Source organism: Engelhardtia mirabilis, assembly GCF_007748095.1.
Taxonomy (GTDB): Bacteria; Planctomycetota; UBA1135; order UBA1135.
The window spans coordinates 3,316,017-3,330,049 of sequence record NZ_CP036287.1 but is presented as its reverse complement, the minus strand read 5'-3'; the positions used below and the strand labels follow the sequence as shown (position 1 = coordinate 3,330,049).

General features: G+C 68.3%; 11 protein-coding genes. 5 read left to right on the top strand and 6 right to left on the bottom strand.

All coding sequences use genetic code 11. The features are described 5' to 3' along the window. Positions 1-15 precede the first annotated feature (15 nt). From Pla133_RS12210 to Pla133_RS12190, 5 genes are all read right to left on the bottom strand, one after another. Entirely contained in the window at positions 16-1,659 is a 1,644-nt protein-coding gene (locus Pla133_RS12210; RefSeq protein ID WP_145065599.1) for a GumC domain-containing protein, read from the bottom strand. A 47-nt stretch (positions 1,660-1,706) separates the two neighbouring features. Further along, positions 1,707-2,489, bottom strand: a complete 783-nt coding sequence (locus Pla133_RS12205) for a polysaccharide biosynthesis/export family protein (RefSeq protein WP_145065597.1) — start codon at positions 2,487-2,489, stop codon at positions 1,707-1,709. Between the two features lie 436 nt (positions 2,490-2,925). Then, positions 2,926-3,951, bottom strand: a complete 1,026-nt coding sequence (gene rfbB / locus Pla133_RS12200) for a dTDP-glucose 4,6-dehydratase (protein WP_145065595.1) — start codon at positions 3,949-3,951, stop codon at positions 2,926-2,928. Positions 3,952-4,014: 63 nt separating this feature from the next. Further along, positions 4,015-4,923, bottom strand: a complete 909-nt coding sequence (gene rfbD / locus Pla133_RS12195; RefSeq protein WP_145065592.1) for a dTDP-4-dehydrorhamnose reductase — start codon at positions 4,921-4,923, stop codon at positions 4,015-4,017. Beyond that, positions 4,923-5,660 carry a sugar phosphate nucleotidyltransferase gene (locus tag Pla133_RS12190; protein ID WP_145065589.1) on the bottom strand — a complete coding sequence of 246 codons (738 nt, stop codon included), beginning with the start codon at positions 5,658-5,660 and terminating at the stop codon, positions 4,923-4,925. The genes rfbD and Pla133_RS12190 overlap by 1 nt, the downstream gene beginning before the upstream one ends. Before the next feature lie 457 nt (positions 5,661-6,117). Between Pla133_RS12190 and Pla133_RS12185 the strand changes: the two genes are divergently transcribed. Continuing rightward, entirely contained in the window at positions 6,118-8,349 is a 2,232-nt protein-coding gene (locus Pla133_RS12185; RefSeq protein WP_145065586.1) for a carboxypeptidase-like regulatory domain-containing protein, read from the top strand. Positions 8,350-8,544: 195 nt separating this feature from the next. After that, positions 8,545-8,697, top strand: a complete 153-nt coding sequence (locus Pla133_RS26260) for a hypothetical protein (protein WP_419192425.1) — start codon at positions 8,545-8,547, stop codon at positions 8,695-8,697. 246 nt (positions 8,698-8,943) lie between these two features. Here the strand turns inward: Pla133_RS26260 and argS are convergent, their stop codons facing one another. After that, positions 8,944-10,569 carry an arginine--tRNA ligase domain-containing protein gene (gene argS / locus Pla133_RS12180; RefSeq protein ID WP_419192424.1) on the bottom strand — a complete coding sequence of 542 codons (1,626 nt, stop codon included), beginning with the start codon at positions 10,567-10,569 and terminating at the stop codon, positions 8,944-8,946. A gap of 885 nt (positions 10,570-11,454) precedes the next feature. On the opposite strand from argS, the gene Pla133_RS26255 reads away from it, so the two are divergent. Genes Pla133_RS26255 through Pla133_RS12165 form a run of 3 tightly spaced genes read left to right on the top strand, consistent with a single transcriptional unit; the run spans position 11,455 to position 14,014 of the window. Then, positions 11,455-12,231, top strand: coding sequence for an N-acyl amino acid synthase FeeM domain-containing protein (locus Pla133_RS26255; protein ID WP_419192423.1), 777 nt, complete (start codon positions 11,455-11,457; stop codon positions 12,229-12,231). Next, the gene (locus Pla133_RS26250; RefSeq protein WP_419192422.1) at positions 12,228-12,923 is read left to right on the top strand and encodes an iron-containing redox enzyme family protein; all 696 of its coding nucleotides are present in this window, start codon (positions 12,228-12,230) and stop codon (positions 12,921-12,923) included. The genes Pla133_RS26255 and Pla133_RS26250 overlap by 4 nt, the downstream gene beginning before the upstream one ends. Continuing rightward, a complete protein-coding gene (locus Pla133_RS12165) occupies positions 12,920-14,014 on the top strand; it encodes a DUF3419 family protein (RefSeq protein ID WP_145065577.1) in 1,095 nt (364 codons plus the stop codon). The genes Pla133_RS26250 and Pla133_RS12165 overlap by 4 nt, the downstream gene beginning before the upstream one ends. The last annotated feature ends 19 nt before the right edge of the window (positions 14,015-14,033 follow it).

The following is a 14,033-nucleotide window of genomic DNA, read 5'->3' as shown; positions in this document are numbered from 1 at the left end:
TCCCCGCTAGGGGGACTAGCGCAGCTCCATCCGGACGCCCTCGATGACCTCGAGGACTTCCGTGCTCAGAAGCTCGGGGCGGTTGGCCCAGGTCCAGGTGAACCAACCCACGCCGCCCAGGATCACCAGGGTCGACAGCCCGACGACGATCCGTCGCACGCTCTCTCGCCGGCGCTCCCGCTGGGGCTTGAACTCCCCCACGACCCCCAACACCGGCAGCTCGATGGCCCGCGCGGCGTCGCCCGGGTTGCGGAAGCCCGGCTGGGTGAACTCACGCACCACGGCCAGGGTCAGACCCAGGCCGATGCCCATGATGCTCACGAAGATCACGATGATCGCGACGTTGGGCTGGGTCGGACGCTTGTCCGTGTGGGCCTCCTCCGTGACGATCCAGGGCTGCGGGTAGGCCTTCTGCAGCAGCTCGAGCTTCGTGTTGCGACCGCTGAGCTGGTCCTCGGCCTCGACCAGACGGGCCTTGGCGAGAATGATCTTGGTGTCGATGTCCCGCACCTCGGAGACCGCCTGGACGCGAGTCTCGTAGGCCTGCTCGTCGCGCGTGTCGAGGGCGCTCAACTCCGCCAACCGCCGCCCCTTGGCGTCCGCCTCCGAGCGCAGGGTGGCCATCTGGTCGCTGAGCAACTTGCGCCGCGGGTTCGGGACCGGCTCGCTCTGGATCACCGTCTCGCGGGCCTGCTGCCTGATTAGCTCGACGTCACCCTCGAGGTCGGCGACCTGGTCCTGGATCTTCTGCCACTGGGTGTTCGCAGGCAGGTACCTGTCCTGCTGGGACACCAGCTCACTCATCTGCCGTTCGATGGCCGCGATCTGCTGGTCGAACTTGCCCTGCAGGCTCGCCACCTGGACGACGTAGGCCGGCTCGGCGTCGTATTCCTTCTGCAGCGAGTCGATCTTGGCGTTGAACTCGCTGATCGCGATTGTGAGGTCCTCGATCTCGTCGCGACGGGCGTTCATCCGCTTGAACAGCGGGTCCTCTTCACGGCCGCCCGAATTCCCGCCCTCGAGCTGGGTCGGCGAGAGCTCGGCCTCGATGATCAACTGCCCGCGTCGACGCTCCAGGGTCTCCAGTTCCTTCCTGGCATCGTCGCGCAGGTTCTGGAGCGTCTCCTTCTCGAGCCGCAGGTTCTTGGTGTCGCGGTCGTACACCTCCTGCACCCACAGCGTCGAGAGCCGGCTCAGAAAGGCGATCGCCCGACCGCTGTCCACGTCCGCATAGGAGAGGTCGATGAAGGTCGAGCCCTCGTCGCCGGTCTTGGGCAGCACGGCGACTTCGATCGAGTTCTTGACCCGTGCCAAGTACTCGTTGCGCTCGACCGAGTCCAACTGCAGATAGTCGGACCAGTTCAGCTCATCGATCACCCGCCGCACGCGGTCGCTGGACTTGGCCTGGTACTCGGCGTTCTCGATCTCGCGCTGGGTGGCCGTCTGCTCCAGGCTCCGGTTCGCGTTGTCGCGATCGTCGATGCGGGCCTCGAGCAGGTTGATCTGCATCTCGGCCACGTACTTCTTGGGGATGAACACGCCCACGACCACGCCCAGCATGATCACGTAGAGCGCCGGCACGATGATCTGCCAGCGCCTGCGCGAGAGCACACCGATGAACTCGGTGATCTGGTCTTGGGAGTCGACTTGGAGTGCCATGGGCCCAGGGCCGCCGGCCCCGGGAGGGGCGGCGTGCCAGCGGTCGGTCAGAACAGGTTGAAGTTGTTGTTCTTGTTGTTGTTGGCCCCGACCGCTCCGAAGGAGTTGAGTCGGTTGAACGAATACAGACTGCTCGTGATCTGGGTCAGCACCGAGGTGAAGGGCTGGACCAGAGCGGCCAGGAAGTTGCCGATCTGACTCAGGATCGTCGGCGGCACGATGATGATGTCGCGCTCCTGGACGAGCACGTTGAAGGTCGTGTCGCCGTTCATGATGTCGCGGATGTTGACCGTCATGATGATCGGGTCGCGCGGGTCACCGCGGACCAGGCGCACTCGACCGAGGTTCGAGCGGTACTGCACCGGCTTGGCGGCCATCACCGCCTCGAACACCGTCAGGTTGCCGGGGAAGGGTCGCGCGCCCTCGCTGCCGACCTCGCCGAAGATGAAGAAGACCTTCCCCTTGACCGTGAACGACGCGATCTTGATGTCGACCCGCGGGTAGAAGCGCGCCAACTTCTGGGTCAGGAAGGCCTCGATCTCGGAACGGGTCATGCCGGCCACGGCCACCGCGCCGACCTGGGGCAGCACGATCGTCCCATCGATGTCGACACGCCCGGTGCCGCTCAAGGTCGGGTCGTACTCGTCGGTCCAGACGAACGAGTCCCCCAGCGAGACGTAGTTCTCCTCCTCTGCGTTGCCCGTGTAGCGACTTCCGAACCCGTGGGTGTTCAGGTACTGCAGGATCCGCTTGTCGGGCGTTGCCGCGCAGCCCGAGGCGAACAGGGCGGCGAGGAGCAGCAGTAGGAGGCCAGTGTTCGGCGATCGCATGGAGCCTGGGGTCCCGACCTCGAATGAGGCCGACCTCGAATGAGGAGGGTGGGTGGGTCGGGCGGGTCTTTCGTCGGCGATCGGGACGTCCCGACCGGAGTCCGGCCGGGCCGGGCCGGCGGGGATTCCGATGACCGCCTTCCCGGGCCCGGGAAGGTGGCTCGCGCTGGGGGTATGAGGCCGGATCGGGGGGGCCAGGTCCAGCGCCAAGTGCAGGTCAGGACCGGGCTTCCCGACGGCCGGGGAGGTCGAGCCCGTGACGCGCAGGGGTCATCGCCTGGCCGCTGGCCGAGCGCGCGTCTCGGGCGCCTCCTCAGGCTAGCTCGCGGCGAGCGCGAGTGGACGCCCCCCGATCGGTGGTTACGGGCGGGTGACCCCGGGCGCCACCGCTCCCCCACCACCTTCAACCTCCGCCGCGACGGTCCGAACCGTCGGTTCAGCCGCCGTACTGGGTCGCGTAGTAGTCGCGGTAGGCCCCGCTGCGCACCCGCCCCAGCCACTCGCTGTTGGCCAGGTACCACTCGATCGTCAGCGGCAACGCCTGCTCGAAGCGGAAGCGCGGCTCCCAGCCCAACTCGTTCTTGATCTTGGTGGCGTCGATCGCGTAACGACGGTCGTGGCCGGGCCGGTCCTTGACGTACTGGATCAGGCTCTCGGGCTTGCCCAGGGTCTCGAGGATCAGCTTGACGATCGCGATGTTGGGGTACTCGTTGTTGCCCCCGATGTTGTAGGTCTCGCCCGAGCGCCCCTTCTCGAGGGCCACCAGCAGAGCCTCGCAGTGGTCGCGCACGTAGAGCCAGTCGCGCACGTTCATCCCATCGCCGTACACCGGCAGGGCCTTGTCCTCGTGGGCGTTGGCGATCATCAACGGGATCAACTTCTCGGGGAATTGGTACGGCCCGTAGTTGTTGGAGCAGTTGGTCACCACCACGTCGAAGCCGTGGGTGCGGTGGGCGGCGCGCACCAGGAGGTCCGAGCCGGCCTTCGAGGCCGAGTAGGGCGAGCTGGGGTCGTAGGGCGTGGTCTCCAGGAAGAAGCCCTCGGCACCCAGGCTGCCGTAGACCTCGTCGGTGGACACGTGCAGGAAGCGCTCAGCGCCCCTGGCCCGGGCCACGTCGAGCATTACCTGCGTCCCGACCACGTTGGTCATCACGAAGGGCTGCCCGGATTGGATCGAGCGGTCCACGTGGCTCTCCGCCGCCAGGTGCATGACCAGGATCCGGCTGCCGGCCGGGCAGGCGTCGAAGGCCCGCTCCACGTCCTCCGGCTTGGCCACGTCGCCCTTCACGAATGTGTAGTTGGGCCGCCCCTCGACGGCGCCCAGGTTCTCCAGGTTGCCGGCGTAGGTCAGGGCGTCGAAGTTCACCAGGTGCCAGTCGGGCCGCACCTCGGCCAGGAGGTGGAGCAGGTTGCTGCCGATGAAGCCGGCGCCGCCGGTGACGAGGACGGAGGTGGAGGTCATGACGCTGAGGGGGGCGGGCAGCCGAGAGGCGGGGAGAAGGGAGCGGGCCGTCGGGAGGCGGTCTCAGGCCCGCTCGTGCGCGAGGAACCGAGCCAAAGCTTCGCGCCAGGGGGCGAGCGGCGCACCCCGCAGGGCCGCCAGCTTGGAGCAATCGAGGACGCTGTAGGCCGGACGCTTCGCCGGCCTGGGGAACTCATCGGTCGTGCAGGGATCGACCTTCACCCCCGTCACGCCGGCCTCCGCGAGGGTGGCGACGGCGAGATCGTACCAGCTCGCCCGGCCCTCGCAGGCGGCGTGGTAGACCCCCGCGGCGCCGCGCACGAGCACGTCCCAAAGAGCAGGGCTGAGCTCGAGGGTCGAGGTCGGCGAGCCCACTTGATCGGACACCACCCGCAACTGATCGCGCTCGGAGGCCAGGCGCAGCATGGTGCCGGGGAAGTGGTTGCCGCCCGGTCCGTAGAGCCACTGGGTGCGCACGATCGCCGTGCGCCCGGGATTCGCCGCCAGGGCCAACTGCTCGCCCTCGAGCTTGGTTGCGCCGTACACGCTGGTCGGGTTCGGCGCGTCGTCCTCGCGATAGGGCCGCTCGCCGGTGCCGTCGAAGACGAAGTCGGTGGAGACGACCACGAGCGGCAGCCCGCGCGAAGCGCAGGCCCGGGCCACGATCTGGGCCGCCGCGGCGTTGACCGCGCGCGCCAAGCCGGGCTCTTCCTCGGCCTTGTCGACCGCGGTGTAGGCGGCGGGGTGGATCACGCCGACCAGATCATCGATGCAGTCGAAGAGGCGCTCCACGGCGTCCGCAACGGTCAGATCGACGCCCCCGTGGTGCTCGAGGCCGGACACCCGCCCCTCGGCGGAGCGGTCAGTCCCGACCGGCGACAGTCCCTGGGGCGCGTCCGCCAGGAGCTGCCCGCCGAGCATGCCCCGCGCCCCGGTCACCAGGACGCGCCCGGTGGTTCCGGAGCCGAGCATCACGCGCCGTCCATGCGGTTCGCGCCGCCCTCGGCCACCAGCTGCGCGGCGCGCAGCATCGAGTCGAAGGTGCCGGCATCGGTCCACCAGCCGTCGAGGACCTCGTAGGTCATCGAACCGTCCTTGATGTACCAGTTGTTCACGTCGGTGATCTCGAGCTCCCCGCGGCCCGAGGGCTCGAGGGTCTTGATCACGTCGAAGACCCGCGCGTCGTACATGTAGATGCCGATCACGGCCAGGTTGGTCTTGGGCGCCTTGGGCTTCTCCTCGATCGCCACGACCCGCTCGCCGTCCAGCTCGGCCACGCCGAAGCGCTCCGGGTCGTGGACCTCCTTGAGCATGATCTTCGCGCCCCTGCCCTGGGCCCGGAAGTCGGCCACCGCCTTGGCGATGTTCTTCTCGATCAGGTTGTCGCCCAAGACCACGCAGATCGGCTCACCCGCGGCCCAGTGCTCGGCCAGGTCCAGGGCCTCGGCGATGCCGCCCTCGCCGCGCTGGTAGGTGTAGTTGATGTGCTTGAGCCCGAAGTCGGCGCCGTTGCCGATCAGGCTCAGGAACTCACCCGGCTTCTTGCCCCCGGTCACGATCATGATGTCCGTGACGCCCGCGTTCACCAGCGACTGGATGGGGTAGTACACCATCGGCTTGTCGTAGATCGGCAGCAGGTGCTTGTTGGTGATCTTGGTCAGCGGGTGGAGTCGCGTACCGAGGCCACCGGCGAGGATCACGCCTTTCATGGGAGCGGGGGGGGGGGCTGGGGTCGAAGGGGTCGGAGCGTGAGGCGGGGACGGGCCCCACGGGCGCGGAACTCTAACACGGGGGGCGCTTGTGGGGCCGTTGGGACCCGCCAGGGCGGGCCCCCCTCCGCGAGCGACCCACTTCGGCCACCAATTCGATCCCCCCAGGCGGTCGGGCCCGGACCCGAGGTGCGGGGAGCCGAACCGGTCGCCCAGGTCGTCGACTCCGGGCAAGCGCCGGCGCATCCGGGAGGACCCGCCCGAGACTCGCTGCGGGCAGAACCAAGGCGCACTCAGCAGGCAACCGCGCCCGAGGAATGAGGTGCGGTAGGCGGGACGCCAGCACCTCCACGGCGCTGACTCTCCCCCACTTCGCAACTTCGTAGCCGAATCGGAATCGGCAGCGGAGAGTGAGTCGACGTCGCGCGACCTTGCCCGCGACGCCTCTCGCTCGCCCATGTCTCCCGCTGCGGCTCCCACCACGCGCGTCCATCTGTGGCTCCTCGCCGCCGTGGTGGCGGGGGCGTTGTGGTTCCTGACCCGCTCGCCCGAGGGGCCGGTCCAAGCCGTCGATCGCAGCGCAGAAGCGACCCAGGACTCTCAGGCCCCGGAGGCGCTCGCGCCCGCGGCGAACTTCCAGACGCCCACGACCATTCAGCCGAAACTCGTCGCCCCGTACCGCACGGGGCAGGCCGGTCGAATCGTCGGACGGGTCTTCGGGAGCGATGGAGTGCCCCTCGAGGGCGCGCGCTGCACCCTCGCGCCCGGCGAGCCGGCCTGGGGCTTCGTCGCGGCCATCGAGCGGATCCCGGGGACCGATCCGCTTCAGGCGGCGACGGACGCCGAGGGGCGCTTCGCGCTTCCCGCGCCGTCTGGCTCTTGGAGCCTGGCTGTCGAGGCCGAGGGTCAGGGCGGTTGGTGGGCCGACCACCTGCGCGGCGGGGACGACCTCGAGATTCGGCTGACGGCGCCCAAGACCCTCGACGTGTCGCTCGTCGACGGGGACGGACGGCCCCTGGTCGGCGCGCGGGTCGATCTGCTCCCGGGCTTTCGTCGTCTGGGTCGCACGCCCCTGGCCAGCGCCGTGACCGACGCGCTGGGCCAGGCGGAGCTCCCCGCCCACGGTCCGGGCGACAACTACGTCAGCGTGGTCCACCCCGGCTCGCACTACTTGGTCGAGAGCGTCGATTCCGACACGCCCCTGACCCACATCCCCGTGGCGCTGTCGGTTGGCACGGGCTACGGCGTCCACGGCCAGATCCATGCCGGCGCGGGGTCCGCAGCACTGCGCGCCCCGCTGATCACCGTCGAGGCCTACTCGCGCGGCCAGTCCATCCGACTCCAGCCGGAGTGCAGCGCCGACGGAAGCTACGCGACGGAAGCGATCTTCGCCCCCGGCGAGACCGTGCGGGTGAGCGCCACGGCCGAGGGGCTCGGCGAGGTCCAGGCCTGGACCCTGGTGCCGATGGAGCCGGATCCCGAGGGTCTGCGCCTGGACCTGACGCTCGCGGCGCCCGAGCGCGTGGCGCGCGGCCGGTTGGTGGACGCGAGCGGCGCGGGACTAGCTGGCGCCGAGGTTCACCTGGCCTCCATCGACCCGATCGGGCGCGGGCAGGACGCCCTGGTGTCAGGACTCATGCGCCCGCCCCACTACACCGAGCGTTGGGCGCACGTCACCGCCACCGACGCATCCGGCGGGTTCAGCGTGCCGCGCCTGGCGGCAGACCTGCAATACATCCTGGCCCTTGTGGATCCGACCCGAGATCCATGCGCGCCAACCTTCGTGTGGCCGGCCCTGAGCACGGCCGGATCGACCGTCGAGCTAGGCCAGGTGACCCTGCCCGAGGCCGGTGGGCTGTTCGGCGTCGTGCGCTATGACGACGGCGATCCCGTTGCACCGGGCACGGTCAGCGTCCACCTCGAACTGATCGTCTCCGGCGCCGCGTTCGACACCTGGCGGCCGAGCTCGTGGTGGCGCCCCTTGACCACGACGACTCGCAGCGACGGCTACTTCCGCTTCGACGGGCTCGCGCCGGGTTCCTACGACATCAAGTGGGAGGGCGAGCTCGTCGACAATCGCGCCGTGGTTCCCTCAACCTTGCAGGGACCGATCGAGGTATTCGTCCCGCGACCCGCGGACGAGTCCATGGCACAGCTAGTGGGTCGCGTGCTCACGCCCGCCGGCGGCCCGTTGAGCGGTGTATTTGTCGGCATCTTCGAGCCCGACGACTTGGCCCACGACGATCCGGTCGCCATGACCTTCAGCGAGCTGGACGGTAGCTTCAGCCTGCGCGCCCCCGCGGGTCGTCCGCTCGAGTTGAGTGCTTCCGACATGCGGGGCCGGTTCGAGCCATTCGTGCGCACGGTGCCAGACGTCGCGATGTCCCCGTCGCAGAGCGTGCAGCTCGAGACCGCGGATTACGTCAGCGATCCGATCATCGTGCTGGTCGTCGGCCCCGACGGTGTGCCCCTCGAGGGCATCGACGTGCGCCTCGAGCCGCCCGAGAACCGGCACTGCGGTTGCGTCTCCTTCGGGATCAAGACCGACGATCACGGTTTTGCGATCTACGAGCAGGTCGCGCCCGCCGAGCATCGCATCACCATCAGTGATCCTCTCGGGCGATTCGAGGCGGAGCAGTATTCCGCCATCACACCAGGCACTTACCTCGATGTCGCACTCGAGGATTAGTTCGAAATCGCGAGCCTTGCCGCGCGTCGCTCTGCGGCGTGCTAGGCTCGCGACCGTGTCAGCCGCGCCGTTCATCGGGATTGATGACCTCGAAGTTCGGAGCTCTTGCGATTCGGTGACGCAGGCTGACGTTCAACCTGTTCCGATCGAGACCCATCGCTCGATAGTCCCCAAGCACGACTGAAGGAGCGTCCCATGCAGAATCGATCGATTCTCCGCAAGGCTCGCCTGCTTGCCATTCCGGCACTTCTCGCTGGCATGGTCAGTGCTGCCCAAAACGACATCACGTCGTCGCCCTGTGCGTTCGAAAAGGGCAAGTGCTACAAGCTCACCTACCACCCGACATGAATCCAGAACCTCGAGTGGGCCAACAAGCCCGCTTGTCCTGGTGACAAGGTGGATCCGGTGAACGGCACCGTCAACGGCGTCAGCGGATGCCTGACCCCGACATGACTGCCTGTCTGTGAGATCCCCCAGTGGGTCGAAGTCAAGTGCGATAGCAAATAGCGCTTGGGACTAGGGTCGGTGAACCTAGTCGATGCGAAGGTTCGGCCGGGCGCAAGCCCGGCCGAACCCGTTCGGGGCCACCGGCGCCTAACGTCCTCGAGCTGCCACCCCGAGCGTGCCGAGACTGGCGGAGCACACCGCCACCACCACTCGGTCCAGGCGCGGGTCGCTGGCCCCATCCAGGTACCAACGCGCGAATCCGCCGACGAACTTCATGAGCGAAGTCCCCTGAAAGCCCTCCGCGCTGCGCGCGACGAGTTGCCGCAGTTGGAATGCCTGCAGGACGGCCGTCCGGTAGCGTTCCGGATCCGACGGTGCGCCCACGGTCGCTCGAGCCCTCGACGCCGCACCGCGACACAGAGCGCGCACCACGGCCCAGGCTGGGTTCGAAGCCTCGTCAGTGAACGACTCGAGTGTAAACTCGAGCCCCTTCGAGGCCCGCTTCGACAGGAAGTAGCCCTTCACGAGCATGTCCGCCAGCTGCTCGGGCGCGAACGGGCGTCCGTACTCTTCCAACAGGTCCTGTACCGGGGCGGAGTCGATCAACAGATCGAGCAGCTCGTCGATCAGCACCGCCTGACCGTCGCGCGATTTCATCTTCGAGCCGGCCGCAGTGACCATACCGTGGGCGAAGACCTCGACCCGCTCCACCAGCTCCGCCGCGCCGAACCTGCGGGCGACGTCCAGTTCCGCCTGGCCCGCCGCGCCCCATTCGTCACCGCAGACGACGATCCAACGGTAGGGCGGGGCCCCCACGGCCTGCTCTTCCAGGAACAGACCGATCACCCGGGCGTGTTCCGTCGGGAAGCCATCCTCCCGCAGCAGCTTGAGGGTCGCGTACTCGGAGCGCCCAGTGTCGAACAGCACCTCCTGGCCGATGCCGCGGTAGAACGCACCCGAAGCCAGGCCCGCAGCTGTCAGGCGTTCGACGGCGGCCAAGCTCGCCGACTCGTGGTGTACCCGATCCCAGCGGGCGCCGAGTCGCTCCAACGTCGCCTCCTGCCCACCCAGGGCCCAGGAACGCACCCGTTCCCAGAGCCTTCGAGCCTCTGCTTCCCCCGCGACCCAAGCCGCCAAGAGCTCGTCCGCACGGTCGTGGACGACCGTGTCCTCGCGCTCCGCGGGGTCCGCTCCGCTTTCCGCCCCACGACCGGGGACCGCGTCGCTGGCTCGGGCGTAGTCCGCGTAGCAGCGACCGACGAACTGGTCGGGCGCCAGCCCGGCCCGCTCCGGGCCCCAGTCCTGCCCGTGCTGCGCCAGCAGGCCCTCGTAGCCTGCCATGGCCTCGCACACGCTGCGGCCAATGTCACAGACGTAGCACTGGCGCAACACCCTGGCCCCGCAGGCCTCGAGGGACGCGGCCACCGCCATGCCCAAGGCGGCATTGCGAAGGTGCCCCACGTGCAGCGGCTTGCTGGCGTTGGGGTTCAGGAAATTGACCACATAGTGGCGGCCGTCCATGCCCCCCACCGTTGCGATGGCCGAAGGAGCGGCGCCTTCCAGCTCTCGCCCGAGTTGATCGATGAAGTCCTCGGTCAACCGGAGCGAAACCTCCGCGCCTCGGCGGCGCACCGTGTCCACGACCCCCAGGCCCGCCAGCCGTTCCACCAACGCACCGGCCATTCCACCCGCAAGGGCAGACGTGTCCGTGAAGAACAGGCGCAGATCCACCGGCGAGCGGGCCAGACGGCGGTAGCCCAGGCTCGGGCGCATACAACTCGACCCGACCGCACGAGCGGCGTCGTCGCAGATAGCAAGTAACGTGCCTTCGAAGGACCGCAGCGCGCTGACCGATGCGGGCTTCGCCGCGGGAAAAACTTCGCTCATCACTGGCTTCCGACTGGGGTCGCGACCGGGCTCCCGGCTTCGTGCGAACCGAAGTTGCATTTGGCGCCGAACGCCGCACGCGGAGAAAGTTCGCACCGACTTTCGCCGTCCGAGGTCGATGGTAGTATCGCGCCCGTCACATCGGCAAGCGCGCGACCCATCGCGCACTCGCCCGCCTTGACAACCAGTGTGCACCCGTAGCTCAATGGTCAAGAGCACTGTGATCAGGACCACGCGCCGGAGATCAAACAGCGGCGAGCAGGAGCGCAGAGACTCACCCCGTCGGCCACTCGTAGAGATGCGGCTTCGTATTCGAGTGGGAAGTCGCGTCGAAAATACCCGACTGAGTTTCGTCGCCCCTGTCCGTTCCACCTGACTCCCCCCTTCCGACCGCGTACCCGTGTAGCGTCGACCGGTCGACACCGACGAGCGATCGACGCGGTTCGAGAACGCCAGGAGAGGAGGAGTCGAGACCCTCGAGCGAGTCCCGAGAGCAGGTTCGAAGAGTGCTGGACTTCAAATTCAGCGGTTGCGGGTTCGAGTCCCGTCGGGTGCACCATTCACAACCTGAGCCGCCTTGCCGGTTCGGGGTCTTTCCTGGAGGAGGAGAACCGGGTGAAGAGCGATTTGGAACTCGCGGGGGACTCCCCTCCCGCTCGGATTCCGCCGTTCGAGCTGCCGTCCGTGGGGTCGGGGAGACCACTTCCGAGTCCTTCTGAAGCGCCGCATCCGCCGTCGAGGTACGTCGGGTCATCGGGGCTCGCGTCGGACTTGGCGACGATCTCCGGCGCAGCTGGCCCGACGCTAGTTCGCATCGACTCGGTTCCGGCGCGCGGGGCCTCCGCCCCCCTGATCTTCGAGGCCCGTCCGAGTGCGGCCAGGCTGCTCGACATCTTCACCCTCCGACAGACGGAGTACCGCGCTCACAGCGACTATCTCTTGGGCAACCGCGCGGGCAGGCACCCCGCCGAGGACGACTTCGACGCCGACGCCTACCAGTTCTGCTGCACGATCGGGGACGAGGTAGTCGCCGCCTGTCGCTACTCGCCCGCGCTCGACGGAAGATGGGAGGCCAGCGGGCTGTGCCCCTTGCCGGCCGGAATTCGCGACGTCGGAGACTCGCCCCTTCAGATCAGCCGAGTGGTCGTGCGTGCGGACATGCGTCGACGGCTGATCACCGAGGTGATGCTCTGCCTGGCCTGTCGCTGGTTGCTCGAGTTCACCTCGCACCGCAGCTACTTCGCCCTCTGCCTGCCCAAGCTCGCACGCTACTACGAGCACTTCGGCGCCCACGCGATCGAGGGCGGCGAGGTGGTCCTCGCGAGCCGGCAGGGCCAGCTCTACCACTTCGTGCGCGGGCGCATGGACACGTCGGATCGAGTCATCACCGAGTTCCTCGAGCTCCACGAGAGCAATCCGTGGAGCCTACCGGTCAGGACGGAGCGACCCCGCGACGTTCCATCCTCAGCGGCGCTATCGCCTGCGAGGCCCACTCACCCCGGGCCGACTTCCCTCGTGTCCCCCACCATCGAACGACAACACGGATGAGCGACTTCCTCGATACCTGTGAACGCGCGGCCGCCGACGGCTGGGCTCGGATCAAGCGCGGCACCTTCTGGCGCCACGTGATGGAGCACGGCTTCGACCGCGAGCTGTACGTCGGTCTGATGACCGAGATCTACCACTACACCCGCGAGAACACCCAGAACCAGGCCCTCGCTGCGCTCGACCTGCATTCGGATCGCCTGTCCTTGATGCGGTTCTGTCTGAACCATGCGCTCGAGGAGGCCGGTCACGACCTGATGGCCCTGAACGACCTGCGCTCGGTGGGCGCCGACCCCGAGCGCGCCATGGCCAGCTCGCCGCTGCCGGAGACCCAGGCCTTCGTCGCGTACCTCTATCGCGTCGCGTCGACGCGGGACGCCACCGCACGACTGGGCTACAGCTTGTGGGCGGAAGGCTGCTATCCACACATCGCCGAAGTCCTGCAGTCGATGCGTAGCAGCCTGTCCCTGACGGACGGCCAGATGACCTTCTTCGTGGCCCACGGGAAGATCGACGAGGGGCACCTGGAGGAGGTCCGTCGCACGATCGTGCAGCACTGCACCACCGACGAGTTGCGCGCGGGTGTGCTGGACGTGTTGCGGACCTCGCTGCATCTGCAGGGGACCGTGCTCGAGGGCGTGATCCGCGTACACCAGGAGAGCCGCCGGCTGGAGCCCGCGGCTGCCGGCCGATGAGTGTCCGGCCCGCCTACTCCGAGGTGATGGAGGACCATCGTGGTCTCTCCGCCGCGTTCGGAATCGAGAGTGACGAGACGGTCGTCGTCGTCTCGTCCGCCGGGGACAACGTGTTCAACGCGGCCCTCGACGGCGCTCGCCACGTGTTCGGGGTCGACTTGGTCGAGGCCCAGACGCGACTCTGCCGGCTCAAGGAGGCGGCCCTGCGCGAGCTCAGTTGGGTCGAGTTCGCCGGCCTGGTGGGCAGCGTGCCGTGCGGCGCCGAGGCTCGCGCAGCGCTCCTGGATCGGCTGCCCGCCGCGGTACACCGCGGCTTGCTGGACGACCCGGATCTGCGCGGTGACATCGAGCGGTTCGGGCTCGCCGGCTGTGGTCAGCTCTCGGCCTTCCTCGCCCCCCTGCGCGAGGGCCTGACCGGAATCGTCGGCGCCGAGCCCCTGGCCGCGCTCCTCGGCGAGTCCGACCGGACTCGCCGCACGGCCCTGTTCGACGAGCACCTCGATACGACGGCCGTGCACGAGTTCCTCGCGCTGGCTCTCAACGAGCACACCATCGGGAACGCATTCATTCCCGCCGCCGCGTGGGACCGGATGGCGGAGCCCGAGTTCGGGGCCTTCTACCATCGGGTGTTGCGGCACCTGACCGTCGAGCTCGACCCGCGCGAGAACTACTTCCTGCACCGCATCTGGCGGGACAGCTTCCCCGGCACGGACGCCGTGCCCGCCTACTTGCGTCAGGAGCAGTACTCCCTGCTGCTGGAGCAACTCGATCGCATCACCTGGCACACGGCCGACCTGGGCGCTTTTCTGGCGACCATGCCGGAAAGCAGCGTCGACGTGGTCAACGCCAGCAACGTCCTGGATTGGTGCGACGACGCGGGCCACGACGACCTGTGGCAGCAGATGGACCGCGCCGCGGCCGACGGCGCGCGAGTCTTCCTGCGCTCGTTCTTGCGCCCACGTCCCCTCCCGGCGTCCATTCGCGAGCGTTGGACCATGGACGTGAACCTGGCGGCCGACCTGGCCAGCGCCGATCGCGTCGGCTACTTCTCGCGCTACGAGCTTTGGACGCGCGCCCGCGATCGCTCCTAGGTACGGCCGCGGCGGGGCC

Coding starts and splice junctions, on each gene's coding strand:
- Pla133_RS12165 (WP_145065577.1), top strand. CDS start 12,920: ATGAGTGTCCGGCCCGCCTACTCCGAGGTGATGGAGGACCATCGTGGT.
- rfbB (WP_145065595.1), bottom strand. CDS start 3,951: ATGACCTCCACCTCCGTCCTCGTCACCGGCGGCGCCGGCTTCATCGGC.
- rfbD (WP_145065592.1), bottom strand. CDS start 4,923: ATGCTCGGCTCCGGAACCACCGGGCGCGTCCTGGTGACCGGGGCGCGG.
- Pla133_RS12190 (WP_145065589.1), bottom strand. CDS start 5,660: ATGAAAGGCGTGATCCTCGCCGGTGGCCTCGGTACGCGACTCCACCCG.
- Pla133_RS12185 (WP_145065586.1), top strand. CDS start 6,118: ATGTCTCCCGCTGCGGCTCCCACCACGCGCGTCCATCTGTGGCTCCTC.
- Pla133_RS12210 (WP_145065599.1), bottom strand. CDS start 1,659: ATGGCACTCCAAGTCGACTCCCAAGACCAGATCACCGAGTTCATCGGT.
- Pla133_RS26250 (WP_419192422.1), top strand. CDS start 12,228: ATGAGCGACTTCCTCGATACCTGTGAACGCGCGGCCGCCGACGGCTGG.
- Pla133_RS12205 (WP_145065597.1), bottom strand. CDS start 2,489: ATGCGATCGCCGAACACTGGCCTCCTACTGCTGCTCCTCGCCGCCCTG.
- Pla133_RS26260 (WP_419192425.1), top strand. CDS start 8,545: ATGCAGAATCGATCGATTCTCCGCAAGGCTCGCCTGCTTGCCATTCCG.
- argS (WP_419192424.1), bottom strand. CDS start 10,569: ATGCGCCCGAGCCTGGGCTACCGCCGTCTGGCCCGCTCGCCGGTGGAT.